The sequence below is a fragment of the Fibrisoma limi BUZ 3 genome, from assembly GCF_000296815.2.
Lineage (GTDB): Bacteria > Bacteroidota > Bacteroidia > Cytophagales > Spirosomataceae > Fibrisoma > Fibrisoma limi.
On sequence record NZ_CAIT01000004.1, the window covers coordinates 110,675 to 128,627 of the forward strand.

A 17,953-nucleotide genomic window follows, 5' to 3' on the forward strand; every position below is an offset into this window, starting at 1 on the left:
CCGCTACCCAAACCACCGCCGACGTATAACGTCGAAGAAAGCCGCGGTAAATGGCCACCAGGGCATGGTCGTGAACAGACGGAGTTCCTCGATCAACCGCGTGTCTTCGTCGAGAAACTTGAAAACGCGACGCGGGTTTTCCACGTAAACCCGCGTAAACACGTCGTCGGCGGGATGGCGGTGTTTCTCCAGCACGTTCAGAAAAACGCTGTCATAGAGTTTGAACCGTTGGTCGAACCAGGCAGGGTTGCGGTTGGGTTTGCCGGTATCCACCAGGTTTTGCACAATGTCGCGCAGGTAACGTTGCGTGCGCTGGAACGTATAGCCCGTCGATGCTTTAGTATGACCGCCCGCCGTACCAATTCGGACGATGTGTTCGGAGGGGTTTTCCTGCGTTGGCTCATCGGTCATGGGAATGACCCCGGTTTCGACCTCGCTGATCTGGTACGTTGTGGTGTCGATCTGCTGATCAAATGGACCGGCCTCCTTAAGCCATTCCTGCCCCCTGATGATACTGCCCGTATCGATATGCTGTTCGATATACCGGCGCAGTACATTTTCGTATTCTTCTTCGGTCAGGAGCTTATCGTTGAACAGCGTAAACTCGACCAGCGCCGTCCGTTCGTCGAATGGCAGGACGTAAACGAATCGGCAATCGCCGTGCTGCTCCACCCGAAAATCCATTATCCGGGGGCGTTCGGGGTCAAAACACGGCTTTTCAGTACGGATCACCCACCCTCGAAAATGTTGCAGCAAGTTGTGATGTTCGGGCTGGTTCATCTTCAGGGCAAACGTACTGTCGAAGACATAATCGGCGATGTAAGGTTCATCGTCGGCGATCACAAACCCACCCTGCGGGGTGTCCTTGATCCGGTTGATGGTTGCCTGCTGAAACTCAATGTTACTGTGTGCATTGAGTTTCTCCCGCATGAAATCATAGAAGTCGATACCGCGCAGCATTTTATACTGGTAGTCGCCCAGATCGAGCGGCCCGGCATAGGTAGTGCCATGAAAATCGACCGTCCGCCATTTACGGAACACAATCGACTCAAACGGTCCGGCATCTCGTTCCCAGAAACACCAGGTGCGGTCGTTGCGATCTTTAGAGTCCCGGTCAAGTATCAGGATCGAGCGATCGCTCAGCGGTGACTGACTCAGGTAATACGCCAGACTTAAACCCGCCATGCCGCCCCCGGCGATGATGAAGTCGTATTTTTTCATGCGGCAAAAGAAAAGTCCGAACGGATCGCCCGGACTTTACTACTAAATAACAGTTACGCCGAATTGTTTGCAACTCTTCTGTTAAATCTACACCAGCACATGTCGTTCGGCATGGTAGCTCGACCGTACCAGCGGTCCGGATTCAACGTATTTCAGGCCGCGTTTCAGGCCTTCTTCGCGGTACATGGCAAACGTATCGGGGTGAATCCACTCGATTACCTCGTGGTGCATTTTGGTCGGTTGCAGGTACTGCCCGAGCGTCAGGATATCCAGGCCGTTTTCAACCAGGTCGTCCATGGCTTTAAACACCTCGTCGTGCGTTTCGCCCAGGCCGAGCATGATTCCCGATTTAGTACGTTGGCCGTATTCCTTGGTCCGGCGAATCTGCTCGAGGCTGCGTTCATATCGGGCCTGCGGCCGCACCCGGCGGTACAGGCGTTCCACAGTTTCCATGTTGTGTGATACGACTTCCTGCCCGGCCGAAATCATCCGGGTGAGGGCTTCCCAGTTCCCTTTGGTATCAGGAATCAGGGTTTCGATGGTTGTCGCTGGCGAAGCTTCTTTCACAGCCCGAACGGTCTGGTACCAGATTTCGGCACCCCGATCTTTCAGTTCGTCGCGGTTAACGGACGTAATCACGGCATGCTTGACCTTCATCAGCACGATGGCTTCGGCTACGCGCCGGGGCTCGTCAGTATCGTATTCATTGGGCCGACCCGTGGCTACGGCGCAGAACGTACAGCTCCGGGTACAGACGTTGCCCAGAATCATAAACGTGGCCGTACCGGCACCCCAGCATTCGCCCATGTTCGGACAGTTGCCGCTCTCGCAGATGGTATGCAGTTTATAGGTATCGACCAGTTTTCGAACTTTGGCGTATTCCGGGCCGATCGGCAGCTTCACACGCAGCCAGTCCGGCCTTTTCTTACGTTGTTGTTCGGAGGGTATTACAGGTAGTTCGATCATGGCTCCACAATCCTTTCCAACAAAATTACTTTTCCGCCCGTAAAGTTCAAGATAAAGGAGGAAAGGAAGGAAAGGGGAGAAAGGGAGGAGGGAGGAAAGGAGAAAGGAATTGGATAGTCCCCTTTCTCCTTTCCTCCCTCCTCCCTTTCTCCTTCAAAATTTATTTCTTTGATCCGAAGTAGAGCGTTACGTAGCCGGATGTGAAGAAGCTCCGGTTGCCCTCCTCCGGATTGGCGGGGTTGTTGCCGGGCATGATGATGATTTTTTGCGGAAAAAGCTCGGCCAGGAAGCCGATCTCGATACCGGTTGTGTTGCTGCGGAATGTGCTGAGTTCGAAGCTGAGGGCAGTTTTTACGTTGATCCCGACCGTTAGTTTCGACTGGCCAATTCCCTGAAACAGCCCCCCGGAGCCAACGGGCGTTGCGCCAATTGTAGCCAGTGTTGAGTAGGGAACGGTGCGGGTCTGGTTGCCTTCCTGAATCTGTACGTAATACGGTTTGATGATGCCCAGCGACGGCCCGGCGGCCACAATGCCGCTTACGGCGATGCCTTCGTCGGGTCCGCGTTCAAACAGCTTCACTTCCCGGCCATACTGTGGCCGCAGCACGAACAGGTAGTTCTGCTTCCCGTCGATGTAGCGTGAACCCGTGATGCCGTTATTTGACTGAAACTCTTTCGGGTGCTTCACATTGACCAGTTCCACGCTAAGGTACCGGTACTGCTTCATGCCGAACAACTGAGTGGGCAACAGTTTAGCCTGCCGGAACGAAAAACCGCCCAGAATACCGGAGTTAGTGTTGGTAGTAACGCCGTAGGTGGTGATGGTCTGATAATTATCTTCTTCTGAGTCGAGGTTCTGTGCCGAAACCCCGCCAGCAACCAGCAGACACCAGCCCAGTGCTACACTCAGTGCTTTGTATATCGTTCGCATTTTTGTAAAAATCGTGAATTAAAAGTACTAAAATTCAATCAATTCCCAACATAAGGCAGTAGCACTATTAGGGTAACCAATTCTTAATTTTTATGTTTGGGTAATTTCAGTCGGTCAGCCAGTTACCACAGTTGATCCTGGTTGCATACGCACGTTGTTGACCGGCTGTTTACCCAAAAACTGAATCTCGAATCCTATGCCAACGATTCACATTGACTATCTGGGCGATCTGCGCACCGAATGTACGCACCTGCAATCGGGTACCAAAATCAATACCGATGCCCCCACCGACAACCAGGGACGCGGGGAAGCGTTTTCGCCCACGGATCTTGTTGCCAACGCACTTGGTACGTGCATCATCACTACCATGGGAATCAACGCCCGTCGCGATGGAATTGACCTGAAGGGTAGTGAGCTGTCGGTCACGAAGGTGATGTCCAGCGATGCCCCCCGGCGCATTGCCCGTATCGAGATCGAACTGACGCTCCGGCCCAACAACAGCGACGGCCCTTTCCTGCCCAACGACGAAACCCGCGCCCGGCTCGAAAAGATTGCGCATACCTGCCCAGTCGCCATCAGCCTGCATCCGGATATTATACAGGACGTAACAATCCGGTGGGAGGTTGCGGAAGCGGTCTGATTCGTGCAGCTTTATTTCGTTGCCCTGTTATCTCCTGCCGACATCCAGCGGGAGGTAACGGCCTTCAAACAAACGGCACTGGAACGGTTCGGCTCCGGCCATGCGCTCCGGTCGCCCCCGCATATTACGCTGATTCCACCGTTTCGCAGCGACCGGACGGACTTCACTGCGTTGCAGACGGCGGCTGACCGGCAGGTGCCGTTCGTAGTATCGCTACGTGACTTCGCCCGCTTTGGCCGACGTGTCATTTTTGTCAACGTTCTACCCAGCGAATTCTTATCGGACTGTCAGCAACAGTTGGCGGAATTTGGCTACCAGACGTACGGTATCGAGCCGGACCGACGGCCTTTTCACCCCCACATGACTGTTGCGTTTCGGGATCTGACCCAGGCCGCCTTTCCCGAAGCCTGGGCCTACTTCTCCGCGCAACAATACGACCGAACGTTCACCGCCGACGCGTTTGCACTGCTTCGCCATACCGGTCAGGGTTGGGAGGTGGCGAACCAGTTTATGTTCACAGGGGTCTGATGCACCCGCCTAAAAACAGGGTTGCGTTTATTTTCCTTGGTTTTGGCTGGCCTGATTCTCGCGCTTTTTGAGCAGATAAACGAACCGGCCTTCGCCACCTTCTTTGTCGGACGCCAACTGCCACGAGACTAACTCCCAACCGTTGCGGGTCATGAAGTTCAGGGCGGCAATAACCGTGGCAAAGTCAATAGGAACGCCGTCGGGACCGCTAATTGTTGGTTGGTTGAAGGGATTGGTGGCAAAGCGGGGCTGGCCGTAGTCGATCCAGATGCGGGTTGTCGACAACCCACCCGCCCGATTCGAACCAATCATCTGGCAGTACGTAATGTCTTTCTCATTAATGTTAACTCCTCCGACCAATACCTGAGCTGATGCCAGCGTGCTGAACAGGCTAATAAACCCTGCAAGTACTATTTTTTTCATAACTGATTGTAAGTTCTGACCCACTGCGACTCATAAACGCTACGTACCTGGAGGGATGTATGTTGCTTAACTGATCTGTTCGCTCAGCCAGCTAAATAACCCCTTTTTTGCCTTCAGCCGTATGGTGTTCCCCGGGTTTGTCGCGTTGAAATTAGTCAGGATTTCGGCTTCGTGCTGTTTGTAAAACTCCGGGTCGAAATTAGCCTGGGGCAGGTGTTCCAGTACGTATTGAATGGTTCGGCGGTCGGTGATCCAGCGGGTCCAGACCTCCTGCCGTTGCCGGATGCCAACCGTATTGACCCCTACGATGACCTGGTCGTCGGCTTTGTAATAAAAGCGCATGGCTTTTCGGCCATCGGCGTGTTCCCAATAAAAGGTCCGGAGGTGGCTATGGTCGCGGAGGTGCGCCGGGGCCAGGCCGTACGTCTGGTACTCAATATTGAAGAACTTGGCCGAGTTGAAAAAAACACCGGGTTGGTAGGTTGTACGGTTGCCCAGTATGGTTTGCGCGACGATTTCGCCCATAATCCGGCCGGTATACCAGATCTGCTCCAGTGGCTTGCGACCGGTGGGCGGAGTGCGGTGCTGCACACAATCACCGATGGCATAGACATCCGGCAGGTTGGTTTCCAGATACTCGTTCACCAGAATGCCCCGGTCGGTTTCCAGTGGGGTATCTTTCAAAAAGTTGATGTTAGGACTAACGCCCACGGCAATGCCTACGAACTGTGCGGGTATCTCTTCGTCGGCCGTTGTCACAATTGCCCGCACACGCCCGCTGCCGTCGTCGAGGAGTTCCTTCAGTTCCGTTCGTATACGCAGGTCTACATGATGTTCCCGAATGTGCCGACTCGCCAACGCCGATTCTTCGTCGGGTAATACGCTGTTCCAGAAGCTCTTCTCCCGCACCAGAAACGTAACGTGAATGCCGCGCGACAGCAGCATTTCGCACAGTTCGATGCCGATCAATCCCCCACCAACGACCACTGCCTGTTTGATACCTTTGGTGCTGGCTTCCATGCGCTCCAAATCCGGAATGCCGTACAACCCCTGAACGCCCGCAAGCGTCTGGCCCGACCATCCGAAAAAATTGGGTTTTGACCCCACCGCCAGAATCAATATATCGTAGCTTATCCCGGCCGCATTGGGTGCCGAAAGTCCCTCTTCTGTAACCGAAGGATTGAGCGTTAGGTGCTTCTGATCAAAATCAATGGATTTGACCTCAGCCCGCACCAGTTCAATCCGATTCTTCTTCCAGAAGCCGTCTTCATACGGTTTGGTATGGTGGTATTCGAGGTGGCCCATGTAGATATACATCAGGGCTGTTCGGGAATAGAAGTGATCGGTTTCGGAAGAAATGACCGTAATTTGGTCATCGCTGTGTTTGCGAATTTCGCGGGCGGCCGTAATGCCTGATATGCCGTTGCCGAGGATAACGATATGGCGCATAGTGGCTAAATGTACGCAATTGTCGGCAGTTTGTATGTCGCCTATCTGACAGATAAACCGACTATTTGTAGCAAGCATTTGAAGCACAAAACGAGCATAATTAAGCTCGCTCTGACGTACCGTCAGTCAGAAGGGGGAGGTTCTATCATCGTTTAATTCCGGTCAGCCGTAACGTCAGACCTAAGGTGGGAACTTTATTCTTGGTCTTACTCGGTCTGACGGTACGTCTGACCGCCGGTATTCGCTATCAGCCAGGATAAGCCGGACCGGCCTAAATCAAAAACGGCCGATTCCCGTAGGAACCGGCCGCTAACGTGGCTTCGTGGTGTGGCAAGATAGATAAAGTTACGGTGATAAAGGCGGCACTACGTCCGCTTCTCTTTCTTCATATAGGTAGAGGCACCCGTACCGCGCCGGGCACCCATCTTGTGCAACTGCTGAGCCTCCTGCTGCGACACGATCTGTAGAGCCGAGTACTCCGTTTTACCCGTGATAAGCGGGAAACCAGCAACACGCTGGGCTGACGAACAACGAACGCAGGTCCTGGTGCTGGGAACAGCCTTTAGACGAGCTTCGGGAATCGGTTGACCGCACTTAATACAATACATAACGTTGCTGAGTAGTACATTGAGATAACAGTCAAATTCAGGAAATAGTGCTATTAAATGACTACTAATTAGCCGTTTTTATTAATTTTATTTAATTTTTTTCTTTCGTTTCGGCGCTCTTTCCGTTGTTTGTTCCACGCCCGGAAATCAGCGGTGAAGCGGTCGAGGAAGAAGGCTGGACCAATGGAATAATATAGACCATTGTAGTTGATCTGACTCGCCGGAATGTCTTTTTTTAGGATGAACCGGTAACCGGACAGGAAGTTCACGCCGAACCAATGGATGGGCCGGAACCCACGGATGGGTGGTAGTTTTACCGAGAACGAGACGCCCAGACCTGCCGGCATAAAATTCCCCTTGGCAATTTCCTGTTCCAGTGCCGGGTTGTCGACGCGTTCGTATTGCGAGTAGCCCCAGCCCAACTCGGTCAGCAGGCTTAGTTCCCACAGCTTTTTGCGGAACAGATACGGCTCATAATAAGCGGTCAGGTAACGTAGCTGACGCCGGACTGACGCCGACGTTTCGGGAATCAGGCCGGGCTTGCTGATCCGCTGGTTGGCGTAATAGACACCAAGCCCAATTTTGTAGGCCGCCGGGAGCAGCATACCTACCCGGGCTCCCCAGACATTTATTGGTACCCACCGGTTAGCTTCGTTGCGGGAGTCGCTGAAAAAGAAGAATCGTTGGTCGGTTTCGGCAATGAGCGTAGCGCGGGTCGGACGTTCAATAATAGCACCGGTCGTATCGGCCGCCGATTTGCCGTTACCCTGCGACAGACCGGTCATCGACTGAGCCAGCAGAAAGAATACCCATAATGCTTCACGTACTTGTTTCATTTTCATAACGCCGTCAGTCATTTTAACTCAAAAGCTATCGAATGGTTAGAATGGCGATTGAGTGTAGACTGGTACTGTCAACTTTTTCGGGCACAATTGGTTAACGGTTGATCACTAATCAGCAAACGACAATGGCGACCAAAATCGAGAAGGATGAGAAGAAGCCCGCTTCCAAAGTGAAGAAAGAAGATGCAAAGCCCAAAGCAAGCAGCCGTTCGAAGAAATCGGATGACAACTATACCGATCCGGAGCTGCGCGAGAAGCTGAAAAATGAAATTATGCAGGGCGACAAAGGTGGTAAATCCGGCCAATGGAGCGCCCGGAAAGCCCAGCTACTCACCCACGAATACGAGAAAGCCGGGGGCGACTACAAGAGCAGGGAGCGTACCGAATCGCAGAAGCATCTGGAGGAATGGACCGATCAGGACTGGCGGACCGAAGACGGCAAACCTGCCGACAAAGGGGATAAAACGGCCCGCTATTTGCCCGCCGAAGCCTGGGAAAAACTAACACCCGCTCAGCGAAAAGCCACCAATGCCAAAAAGCTGAAGGCATCGGCAGATGGAAAGCCCCGCGTAGCCAATACGAAGAAGGCTAAAGAAGCGCGTAAGGAGGCTGAAAAATAAGCATTGGTCCACTACGTTGGTTCCGGCTAGAACCGGACGCCCGCCCGCACGTCAAAACCTTCGGCGGTGTTCAGGATCGCTTTCAGGCCAACACCCAGTATCCACCGATCCTGTAGGGTGTAAAGCAGTTGATACCGCTGAAATACGCGTTCGCTGCGGGACTGGCTGGGCTGGTAGGCGTTGTAGCCGAGATGCGTTGAAAAAACATACCGACCCAGCCATAATTCATAGCCGCCCAGCAACGCCATGCGCCGATGGTCGACGTCGCGGTTTTCGCGCCGGAGTTGTTCACGCGTGTAGCCATCATCAGCGAACTCCAGCCCACCCGTAAACGCACTTAGTCGACTGACGCGGTAGCCAGCCGTGGCCGTAAGGCCCCACAGTGGTTCGGCTTTCTCAGGAAAAAGGGCCGTTTGCGGAACCGTCCGGATGGAGCCAAAGACGAGAACTCGCTTTACAAATCGACGGGATAAGGCCGGACGGGCCCAATGGCGCGCATCGGGGAAAGATGTCTGGTCGGGATGATACGTAACGCCCACCGACACCGTCGGGAAGTTCATACCCCGGTTGGGCTGGCGCGTACCGCCGTTGGAAATGTGGTTGTAGTTGGCCCCGAGTTCGGCATGTACCCGGGGCGTCAGACGAAGATGCGTCTTGAATGACAAGGCCAGCAGCCCGCTGAGCGGGTGGCTGAAGAACGTATTGCGCGGATTCGTTTCAGCGTTGTACACTCGCGTCAGGTAGGCTAGCCCCGCCGTGGCCCGAACAGAAAAATAAAGCGGCTTTCGGTAGTTGATTAACGGCTCGAAGAAGCCACCCAGGCCGATGGTACGTCCCAGTTCGGGGGGATTGTTGAACGCAACGTAGTTGATGTACCCACCAATGCGGGCAAAGCAGTTACAACGCTCATAGGCTTCCTGGGTAATGGCCATACGACTGTATGTCAGCTCAATGCCTACGGGCCGCGATCGAGAAATCTCCTTCAGATCGGCTGCGTGTGGAATGATAAAGCCAGTGTGAGCGCGTACACCGATCTGACGTAACACGGAGTCTGGTTCAGTGAAATCAGCCACTGACCCTAACCAGGTTAGAAGCAATAGCGCTTTCATGGTATGGGCGAAGAGCCTGGGGCTTGGGGCAACTTTTACTCTGAGCCCCTTGCCCCAAGCCCCAGGCGCATTTACGGTTTCAACACCACTTTAATCAGACCTTTCTCTTTCTCGTAGAGCCGCTTGAACCAGTCGGCTCCTTCTTCCAGCGGTACCTCAGCGCTCAGGATCGCTTCAACGTTGATACGACCCGACGAAATGAGCGCCAGAGCCGCTTCGTATTCGCCGTTGATCGCGCAGGACCCCTGCAATCGCAGTTGCCGCGTCACAACCGCTTGGAGCGGTATCTCGACCGACGGGGCCAGATTGCCGACCAGCGTTACGGTCGCTCCTTTCCGAACACAGTCGATGGCGGTTTTAACGGTCGGACCGGCCCCCACCACTTCAAAAGATACGTCGGCCCCGCGGCCGTGCGTGAGCGACTGTACCTGCTTGGCTACGTCCGGCGATTTGCGGTCCGACGCTCCGGCGTTGATTGTGTGGGTGGCTCCGAGTTTCCTGGCCAGTGCGAGCCGGTCGTCGTCTAGGTCAATGGCGATAATTGTTCCGCAACCGGCCAGTTTCAGGGCCTGAATGATGAACAGGCCAATCATACCCGCGCCCACCACGGCTGCCGAATCGTTGACCTGGATGGGCGTCAGGCTGAGGGCGTGCAGGGCCACAGCCACGGGTTCGACCAGCGCGGCCTGCGTAAATGATACGTTGTCGGGAATGGCGTACAGAATGTGGTGAGGAATGGCCACAAACTCCGCGAACGCGCCCTGCCGTTTAAAATCCGGCGTCGAGACGCCTACCACTTCGCGGCCGTCGCTGAGGTTATACATGCCCCGGCGACTGTACCAATCATCGAGGGCGTACACGGTTGAATCGAACGTAACGCGGTCGCCTACCGACCAGCCACGGACGTCGTCGCCCACTTCGGCAATGATACCCGAGGCTTCGTGGCCCATCACGATGGGCGGAATTCGGCGTCCGCTGCTACCGTCCATGCCGTGAACATCGGAGCCGCAGATACCAACTGCCTGCACCCGTACCAGCACCTCGTTGGGCTTGATGGTCGGCTTGGGCAGGTCTTGCACAGAAAGGTGATTGTATTCGGTCAGAACAAGAGCTTTCATGAGTTTATACAGTTGGACCAACGTAGTACAGGCCGCAAGCCACTACGTCGGTTTCTGGTAAATATGGACAAACGCTTCGTTCGGGATCTGCTCGTACTCACCCCGCAGCAGGTGCGGATTGATCTCATAGGTCACTACGTCGTCGGCCGTGTCGGGGACTTCGCCAAACAGGCTGGCGGCCATTGTCGGCGTGTACTTCTTCCTGATCCAGACCAGCCGCTGTTCAGGTAGCTTTCCCCAGGCCGGATTGTCGCCCAGTACCAGTTGGATCTTACCCCAATCGTTAAAGAAATATTCTTGCAACAACGGTATGATTCGGTAACGGAAGGCGTCGCAGAGATCAGCCGTGGTTTCGAGACCCGTCAGGTACGCGTGACCCAATTGGTGGTCGCGGTCGAGCAGATACTCAATTCGGTCGTTTATGGTTTGTAGTAAAACCGGTAGGTCAATACTTTCTACTGTGCTGAGCACAGCCGGATCGGGCACGATTTCGCGGAAGCAGAACCGCCGGCGGAGGGCAATGTCCAGCAGGGCAATCGACCGGTCGGCGGTGTTCATCGTACCGATCACGAACAGATTAGCCGGCACGCCGAACCGCTCCTGCGAGTAGGGCAGCGTCAGCCAGAGTTCATGATCAGCCCCGAGCCGTTTGTTATCTTCTAAAAGTGTGATCAGATCACCGAATACACTCGCTACGTTGGCGCGGTTAACCTCGTCGATCAGCAGATAATGGGGCGGGGCCTGTTGCAGGCGCCGACGTCGGTTGTCGGCCGAGTCGTTGAGGCAGTCGGCCAGCGTGGCGTATCCGGCCTGCTGTACGGCCGTCAGACAGGCCTTGTAAAAGAGACCTTTCCGCACCCGGTAACTAACCTGATTGCCCACCACCTCCGGCCGGATGCCTTCCACAAATTCCTCATAGCTGTACGACGGATGAAACGTAATCAAACTCGCTTTCCCGTCCTGCAAATACGGTTGCAGTGCGAACGTTTTACCCGTACCGGGTGGGCCATACAGAATCAGGTTGCGAGGCTGGTCGGGAGCCGACGGTTGGGGGATGTAATCTGCTTCCGGCTCTTCGGCATGGTGGCCGTTTAACGAGCGGTCGACACCTGAGTGCTTGTCGAGCGTTGGGTCCTGAGCCAGTCGGATCAGGTCACTGAGTCGGGCTTCGTCTTCGGCTGCTTCGTAGATGTCGGAGTTATGCCGGGCCAGGTGCGGACCGCGTTTGTTGCTTTCTACCAGTTCGAGCAGGCAATCTTCCCAGCAGGTGCGCAGGACCGGATGGTAGAGCAAGTGCGCGTTGGACTGCCCAATGATAACCGACAGATAGTCCGACTTTTCGGTTAACGGCTCAAACACCACTTCTTCAAGAGATGCCAGCCGATCCTGGCACGACTTCTTGACCGTCAGCCAGTATTCTACCTCGCCCCGGCGGGGTTTATGAATACGTAGCGCCAGAAAAAAATTGATGTCGGCCGAAATGGTAGCCTTACCCCGCCGGGTCGAAAACGCCAGCCGGGCGTCGCCGTTGGGCAGGTTGACGATGTCGATCAACTCTTTGAGTAACCCAAAGAACCGCCGGATGGCCTCGGGGTGGCCAATCTCGCTAATCCGGTCAAGAAGCAGTTGCTGAGGGTTGTCAAGTACCACTGAATTCGGGATAATTTGTCAATTCGCTAAATTACATTATTCTAACGTCAGAAAGTAGGTAAGCCTATTCATACAGTATACATTTGCTGTGTATAGATCGCAAAAAATGAGACCCTTTTTGTTACCCAACCGTATTCTTGTGTCATTGCTGCTGGTGGCCAGCCTATCCTGTAAGCGCGAGTCGGATCCTGATCCGGTTGTCTGTCGGCTGGTGGGGATGACCGACCAGAACGTTGACCCAAGCGGCAACCTGACCAACGTACTGGAACGTGGCTTCACCTACAACGGACAGGCCCTGGCGGCCCTTTTCGAGCGGTCGGCCCGGCAGGAAGCCAGCTTCCAGACGGTATACGAAAACAATCGTCTGGTACGGGCTACAAACAATCAGGCCACGATCACGTTCGACTTTGCCGGGGCCAACGCACCGGCTACCCGGGCTACCTACGCCAGCGGAGGGCGGACCCAGACGGTCTTCACGATAGAGTACACTACGGCGGGTCGTTTGAGTAAAATCGTGGAAGCACGGCAGGTATTGCCGACCGGTTCGCTGATTAACGAGCGGACATTCACCTTTACCTACGACGCTAATGGAAACCTGATCAATGAGCGCTCCCGGTTTGGCTACGTCGATGGCACGGCCGTGGTGCAGGAAACCGACTATACCTTTGATGCTAATGCTTCACCTTATACGTATATGCCCGAACCCGGCCTGATGACGTTGATGGCGTTAATTCAGAATAATGAAGGATTGCCCGGCCGGTTCTGGCACCAGAAAGCGCCAAGTGGCTTCAGAACGTACGCCATCAACGCAAACGGCACCCGCGGTTCGCTGCGTGAATCCACTACGATCTCTCTGCTCTATGACGCGGACAACAAACTGACGGCTCAGGAGCAGAACTCCCAGACGTACACCCTGAGTGTACCGACGCCCATCAGCCGCAAAAGCCGACAGGCGTTCACCTACCAGTGTCAGTAATAAGGTCTACTAAATAGCGCCAGTTTGCCTTTCAGGCCATTAGCGAAGCCATCCTGTTTGCCGGGGTGGCTTTGCTTGTTTATTGGCTTTCGGCCAGCTACTTACCGTTTGCTCATCGGTTTAGGTTTCATCCGTTAAAATCCGGATTTGATGCTGTCCTGCCTACATTTCAGACCGCTGTCCAGGCCCCCATCCAGTCCACCACCCAATGCCCGGTAGTTTTGAGCCGTAATTCAATCAAACACAACAACTACTGATGAAACAACTCCTTTTTTCACTGGCGGTGCTGGCGACGGCCGCCAGTTGCGAGCCGCCACAGGCTAATGATGATCAGGTTCCGCCCGGTGGCCGAGTCGCGGCCATTGACGTTGGCGGAACACCACCGCCCGCAAAAGCCGGATTGTTCACATTCTGGACCTCCACAACTGGCTGGAAATTCGATCGGATTGACATTCGGCTTAATGCCGACACCGTGGGTACAATCACGACTCCTTTTCTGATCACCTCTCAGCATCCGGTTCCGGAGTGTGGCCTGTCAATTCCTAAAATGCTCGTCGTAGCCAAGCGGCCCGCCGGTCAGTACGTCCTGAAAGCAACCGCCACCAAAGGTGGTCAGGTTGTGAAAAAGTGGAGCGGTACGCTGACTTTCGCGGCAGATGAGTGCCGTCTGTTCAGATTCATTTTGCAATAATCCTCTCAAACCAAAACGTCAATCCATCAATGAAAACGATTGTTATTGCCCTGCTTACCTTATTAACTGCCGTTAGCTGCAGCAACGAACGCGAAGTCATCAAACCCGCTATGGGCAGCTATCAGTTCTACACGAACAAAGCGTCTGATCAGTTCGATCAGATCGAGGTGAGGCTCAATGGGGAATTGGCCGGCTCGCTAACCAAGCCTTATCTGATAGGTCAGCAACCCGACTGCCAAACCGAGATTGCCGGGATGATTCTGCGTGTGGAGCGGCCCGAGGGCAGTTACGCGCTGGAAGCGGTTGCGAAGCTGAGGGGTAAGTCGGTGAGCAAATGGTCTGGTACGGTCACCATTAAAGCTGGCGACTGCGGCCGCAGCCGGCTTAACAGCAATCAATAGGCAGCCACCAGATAAGGTTGTCAGAGCGCCAACACCAATCAGAACAGTAAACAACAAAAGGTATGAAACTCATTCTGTTCACCATCTGCACGCTGTTAAGCCTATGTACTGCGCTCAACCAGACGAGTAGTGCCCGGCCGCACGATCCAACCGGGCCGAAAATCCTGAGCAGGCAGGTTGCCCGTTACCTTACGTATCCCGACGTACTGCAACAGGCCGACCGGGCGGGGGTGGTTGTGATCAGCTTCCGCATTGATACCAGACAACGCATGGCCGACATCCGTGTGCACAGCAAAGACGAATCCCTGAATGCTGAATTAATCCGGCAGTTGCTTGGTAAACCTATGCTCGGCGCTGGTCTTGACACGCAGATCCGGCATATGGTCCGTATCCGCTTTACAATGAAGGATTGATTCCTGACGAAAAGTGCATCTCGATTGGCCGGGCTCTGATGAGCCCGGCTTTTTTGCTGATCGGGTACTGGATACTCAGGAATTCGACCGCTTACTAAGTCATTTGACGCAGAAATCAGGCGTATTCGCCCGTTCGCGGGGTGCCACCCATCGACATAAGGCTATTTCTTGTATCTTGAATCACTGTTGTTTCGAGATTGTATATGCCTGTTCGTCAGCTTGTTCACGCCACCCGTTATGTAGCCGGCCTGCTGGCTGGACTGGTATTTTGCGGCTGGACGACCGATGGGCTGGCGCAGCAGTTTGCCGATCGCAAATACGGTGTGTACGATGGTCTTTCGTACGTCCACGTACGCCAATTGCACCAGGACGCCCTGGGCCGACTGTGGATCGGTACCATTTTCGGACTAAACGTTTATGACGGAACGTTGCCCATTGCCAATCACCGGCGCTACCCGATGCTCCCCGATATGAACGTGTCGGGCATTACGTCTACCGACGACGGGATCGTCTGGGCTAATGCAAACAACCGGCTGTTTCAGATCAACGGCATCGGTACCGCCAGCCTGATCGTGCGCGAACATCATATTGACTATGGTGTCGGCGTGTTTCGGCACCGGATGCGATTTCTGGTCGCCGATCATGAACGTCGGCTCTGGTTTACAGCCGAAAGTAAGCTCGATCATGTAGGCCATCGGCTGTATTGCTGGGTCGGTGGTAAAGCTCAGAATGTAACAGGTCGTTTCTTTGCTAACCCCGAGCAATCATTCCGGGGGGTATTGGCGGACCGGATCAACAAGCGATTGCTGCTGCTGACTGACGACAGGCGTTTGTGGAGCCTGCAAAACAACAGACTTACCGAATTGCATACCGGACCGGCGCTGGATCAGTTGCTGCTTAACCCGGCTGGTCGGGTGTATGGGCTGTCTGGAACAACCCTTTACCGAATTGACGGTCAGTCCCTACAAAAATTGTACACCGTCCCCGTTCCGGCCGATTACCTGTCCATCTGCGCGGTCGGTTTGAACGAGGAAATTGCGTTTCAAAGACAGGTCGACAACCGGAATATCTGCTGGTATGATGGTAAGTCGCTCAGTCATTCGCACCGAAGCAGTTCGCCGATCGACCATCTGCTTTTCGACCGTAATGGCGAACTCTGGGTTGCTTCCTCGAGCGATGGGCTCTATCACCTCCGGTTAAGCGGCTGGCGGTATTTCGACGAATCGGAGGGGTGGGTGAAGGGGACCTGTTCCGTGGGGGAGGATCGTACGGGGGCTATCTGGTTCGGCTCGTGGGGCAATGGCCTGAGTCGGCTTACACCGCATGGCATCACGGTCGACAGTACGTATTTCCGGGGACACCTGATGCGGTATTTCCGGCCGTCTACCCAGCACGATGCCGCTGGAAACATCGTCTTTTCGGCCGGCGATAACGATGGTGTCTTCCGGTTTGATGGCCGTGTGCTGCAACAGTTTCCCGGTACGGACACGACGGACATTATAACCGCTTTTTACGATGACGTACCTCGCAATCGCTACCTATTGGCTGGCTCAGGAGCGTTACTAATCTACAATCGGCGGACGATGAAGCTGACCGACCGAATACCATTGCCGACCGATGAATACAATACAATTGAGCAGGATAAGGCTGGTACGTTCTGGATTGGAGGAGCGTACAAAACGCTGCTGTGGGATGGCCGGGGTCGTAAATTTCGCATCCTGAGGCAGGAAGAAGGGACCCTGCCTGTGCAGACGGTGCGGGAGATCCAGCGCGATAACCACGGCAATCTCTGGCTGGCTACGAACCAGGGACTCTGGCTGTACGACCATAAGCAGTACCGACGCATTGCGGCCGATTACATACAGAAAACAATTACGTACTGCCGCTTTCTGAACAAGTACCTGATCATCGGGACGCTGGAAGGCCTGTTTGTGATGGACCGGCAGCGTTTCTACGAACGGGGAGAGGAATGGGTCATGTATTTCGACCAGGAAAATGGATTCCGCGGAAGCCAGTGTTTCTTTAAAGGCTATTGGCGCGACACAAAGGGGCGTCTCTGGATACCTACGCAAAACTGCGTTATGATGATTCCGGAGACGCAGTTGATAGAACAACTCAAACCCGTTCCGGCCGGCATCTGTTCGTTCCGGGATCTTCGCACCGGCCAGCGCATCGATGTGCAGGCCGATATGCACCTGAATCCAAACCAGAACGATCTGGAAGTCACGCTGCTTGAGCCGGATAACCACAACGCGCTTACCAACAGTACGTATAGCTACCGACTTGAACGACTGGACGGCAAACCCGATCCAACCCTGGCCGAATGGTCGGCGCCCGTCAAGCAGAATATCATCACATTCCGTAACCTGACGGATGGCCGGTATCGGTTGACTGCCAGGGTACTGCGGGCCAATGGCCTCTGGAATACCCGGCCATACGTACAAGCGTTTCAGATTGCTCCGCCCTGGTGGGCAACGTGGTGGTTTCGTACCTGGGTTATTGTCAGCGTAGTGGTCGGGCTGGCGTTCTGGCGAATCCGGCAGGTGCGGACAGTGACCCGTCGGCGGCTCAAAGCGGCCCGTACGCAGCGCCGGCTCGCGCAACTCGAAGCCGAAGCCGCCCATAAACAGAAACAACTTGCCGAAGCCAGTCGCCAGCGTGCGTTGCTGGAACTGAAAGCCATATCGAACCAGATTGACCCGCACTTCGTCTCAAATTTTCTGATGGCGGTACAGTCGGTTGCTTTTGAGAATGATCCTGAAACCATCGTAGAGTATCTGGCCAAGTTTGGCGCTATCTTCCGTAATCAGTTGACGAGCCGTAGCCGGGTCTTTTGGACATTAGGCGAGGAACTGGAGTTTGTCAACAACTACCTGGATCTTGAACGTGTGCGTTTCGGCGAGCGTATTCGGTTTGCCGTACAGGTAGCGCCCGATGTACCAATGCAGACGAGTTTGCCGAAAATGCTCATTCAGGGCTATGTGTCTAATGCCATCAAGCATGGGCTGGAGAATAAACCCGAGGGCGGCACAGTGCAGCTAACGGTCAGGCTCGACCAGGAGCGCCTGTATATCTGTGTAGAAGATGATGGCGTTGGGCTGGACCAGGCCAGGCAGTACCGCCGACGCAGCACGGGTCGGGGACTGAGTATTAACGAAGCCGTTCTGAATCAGTTGAATGAGTACAATACGCTGCGGAGCTGGCAACAAATCACGGATTTAGCTAAAACCAAGGCCGGGGGTGTGGGTGTGCGACAGGAAGCCAGTCTGCCTCTCCATCCCGTTCTCCCACCCGAAGAAGCCAGCGATGATGCACCAGCGACCGAGCCGAAACCTATGTCGGACACTACGTCGGCATTGGCTTGATT

General features: G+C 54.5%; 18 protein-coding genes. 8 read left to right on the forward strand and 10 right to left on the reverse strand.

Going from position 1 to position 17,953, the window contains the following annotated elements:
- Positions 1-3 precede the first annotated feature (3 nt).
- The 3 genes from BN8_RS01005 to BN8_RS01015 all read right to left on the reverse strand — a co-directional run bounded on the left by BN8_RS01005 (position 4) and on the right by BN8_RS01015 (position 3,118).
- Positions 4-1,221, reverse strand: a complete 1,218-nt coding sequence (locus BN8_RS01005; RefSeq protein WP_009279898.1) for a lycopene cyclase family protein — start codon at positions 1,219-1,221, stop codon at positions 4-6.
- 87 nt (positions 1,222-1,308) lie between these two features.
- Positions 1,309-2,187, reverse strand: a complete 879-nt coding sequence (lipA, locus tag BN8_RS01010; RefSeq protein ID WP_009279899.1) for a lipoyl synthase — start codon at positions 2,185-2,187, stop codon at positions 1,309-1,311.
- A 160-nt stretch (positions 2,188-2,347) separates the two neighbouring features.
- On the reverse strand, positions 2,348-3,118 hold the full coding sequence (locus tag BN8_RS01015; protein WP_009279900.1) for a hypothetical protein: 771 nt from the start codon (positions 3,116-3,118) through the stop codon (positions 2,348-2,350).
- 196 nt (positions 3,119-3,314) lie between these two features.
- On the opposite strand from BN8_RS01015, the gene BN8_RS01020 reads away from it, so the two are divergent.
- Both BN8_RS01020 and BN8_RS01025 read left to right on the forward strand, forming a co-directional pair.
- Entirely contained in the window at positions 3,315-3,758 is a 444-nt protein-coding gene (locus tag BN8_RS01020; RefSeq protein ID WP_009279901.1) for an OsmC family protein, read from the forward strand.
- Between the two features lie 3 nt (positions 3,759-3,761).
- The gene (locus tag BN8_RS01025; protein WP_009279902.1) at positions 3,762-4,286 is read left to right on the forward strand and encodes a 2'-5' RNA ligase family protein; all 525 of its coding nucleotides are present in this window, start codon (positions 3,762-3,764) and stop codon (positions 4,284-4,286) included.
- A gap of 27 nt (positions 4,287-4,313) precedes the next feature.
- Here the strand turns inward: BN8_RS01025 and BN8_RS01030 are convergent, their stop codons facing one another.
- The 4 genes from BN8_RS01030 to BN8_RS01045 form a co-directional block, all read right to left on the reverse strand.
- Entirely contained in the window at positions 4,314-4,709 is a 396-nt protein-coding gene (locus BN8_RS01030; protein WP_009279903.1) for a hypothetical protein, read from the reverse strand.
- A 66-nt stretch (positions 4,710-4,775) separates the two neighbouring features.
- Positions 4,776-6,158 (reverse strand): NAD(P)/FAD-dependent oxidoreductase, encoded by a 1,383-nt coding sequence (locus BN8_RS01035; RefSeq protein WP_040005213.1) that lies wholly within the window; start codon positions 6,156-6,158, stop codon positions 4,776-4,778.
- 365 nt (positions 6,159-6,523) lie between these two features.
- Entirely contained in the window at positions 6,524-6,766 is a 243-nt protein-coding gene (locus tag BN8_RS01040) for a TraR/DksA family transcriptional regulator (RefSeq protein WP_009279905.1), read from the reverse strand.
- Between the two features lie 68 nt (positions 6,767-6,834).
- Positions 6,835-7,602 (reverse strand): hypothetical protein, encoded by a 768-nt coding sequence (locus BN8_RS01045; protein ID WP_229367621.1) that lies wholly within the window; start codon positions 7,600-7,602, stop codon positions 6,835-6,837.
- A gap of 131 nt (positions 7,603-7,733) precedes the next feature.
- Here BN8_RS01045 and BN8_RS01050 point away from each other — a divergent pair, with 131 nt between their 5' ends.
- Positions 7,734-8,228, forward strand: coding sequence for a hypothetical protein (locus BN8_RS01050; RefSeq protein ID WP_009279907.1), 495 nt, complete (start codon positions 7,734-7,736; stop codon positions 8,226-8,228).
- 26 nt (positions 8,229-8,254) lie between these two features.
- On the opposite strand, the gene BN8_RS01055 is transcribed toward BN8_RS01050, so the two are convergent.
- The 3 genes from BN8_RS01055 to BN8_RS01065 form a co-directional block, all read right to left on the reverse strand.
- Positions 8,255-9,337, reverse strand: a complete 1,083-nt coding sequence (locus BN8_RS01055; protein ID WP_009279908.1) for an acyloxyacyl hydrolase — start codon at positions 9,335-9,337, stop codon at positions 8,255-8,257.
- A 71-nt stretch (positions 9,338-9,408) separates the two neighbouring features.
- Entirely contained in the window at positions 9,409-10,455 is a 1,047-nt protein-coding gene (locus tag BN8_RS01060; RefSeq protein ID WP_009279909.1) for a galactitol-1-phosphate 5-dehydrogenase, read from the reverse strand.
- A gap of 42 nt (positions 10,456-10,497) precedes the next feature.
- A complete protein-coding gene (locus tag BN8_RS01065) occupies positions 10,498-12,105 on the reverse strand; it encodes an McrB family protein (protein WP_009279910.1) in 1,608 nt (535 codons plus the stop codon).
- Positions 12,106-12,211: 106 nt separating this feature from the next.
- Between BN8_RS01065 and BN8_RS01070 the strand changes: the two genes are divergently transcribed.
- The 5 genes from BN8_RS01070 (at position 12,212) to BN8_RS31455 (ending at position 17,951) form a co-directional block, all read left to right on the forward strand.
- On the forward strand, positions 12,212-13,081 hold the full coding sequence (locus BN8_RS01070) for a hypothetical protein (RefSeq protein ID WP_009279911.1): 870 nt from the start codon (positions 12,212-12,214) through the stop codon (positions 13,079-13,081).
- Between the two features lie 256 nt (positions 13,082-13,337).
- Entirely contained in the window at positions 13,338-13,772 is a 435-nt protein-coding gene (locus BN8_RS01075; RefSeq protein ID WP_009279913.1) for a hypothetical protein, read from the forward strand.
- A gap of 29 nt (positions 13,773-13,801) precedes the next feature.
- Positions 13,802-14,173, forward strand: coding sequence for a hypothetical protein (locus tag BN8_RS01080; protein WP_009279914.1), 372 nt, complete (start codon positions 13,802-13,804; stop codon positions 14,171-14,173).
- 62 nt (positions 14,174-14,235) lie between these two features.
- Positions 14,236-14,586 (forward strand): energy transducer TonB, encoded by a 351-nt coding sequence (locus BN8_RS01085; protein ID WP_009279915.1) that lies wholly within the window; start codon positions 14,236-14,238, stop codon positions 14,584-14,586.
- A gap of 203 nt (positions 14,587-14,789) precedes the next feature.
- A complete protein-coding gene (locus tag BN8_RS31455; RefSeq protein WP_009279917.1) occupies positions 14,790-17,951 on the forward strand; it encodes a sensor histidine kinase in 3,162 nt (1,053 codons plus the stop codon).
- Positions 17,952-17,953: the final 2 nt, after the last annotated feature.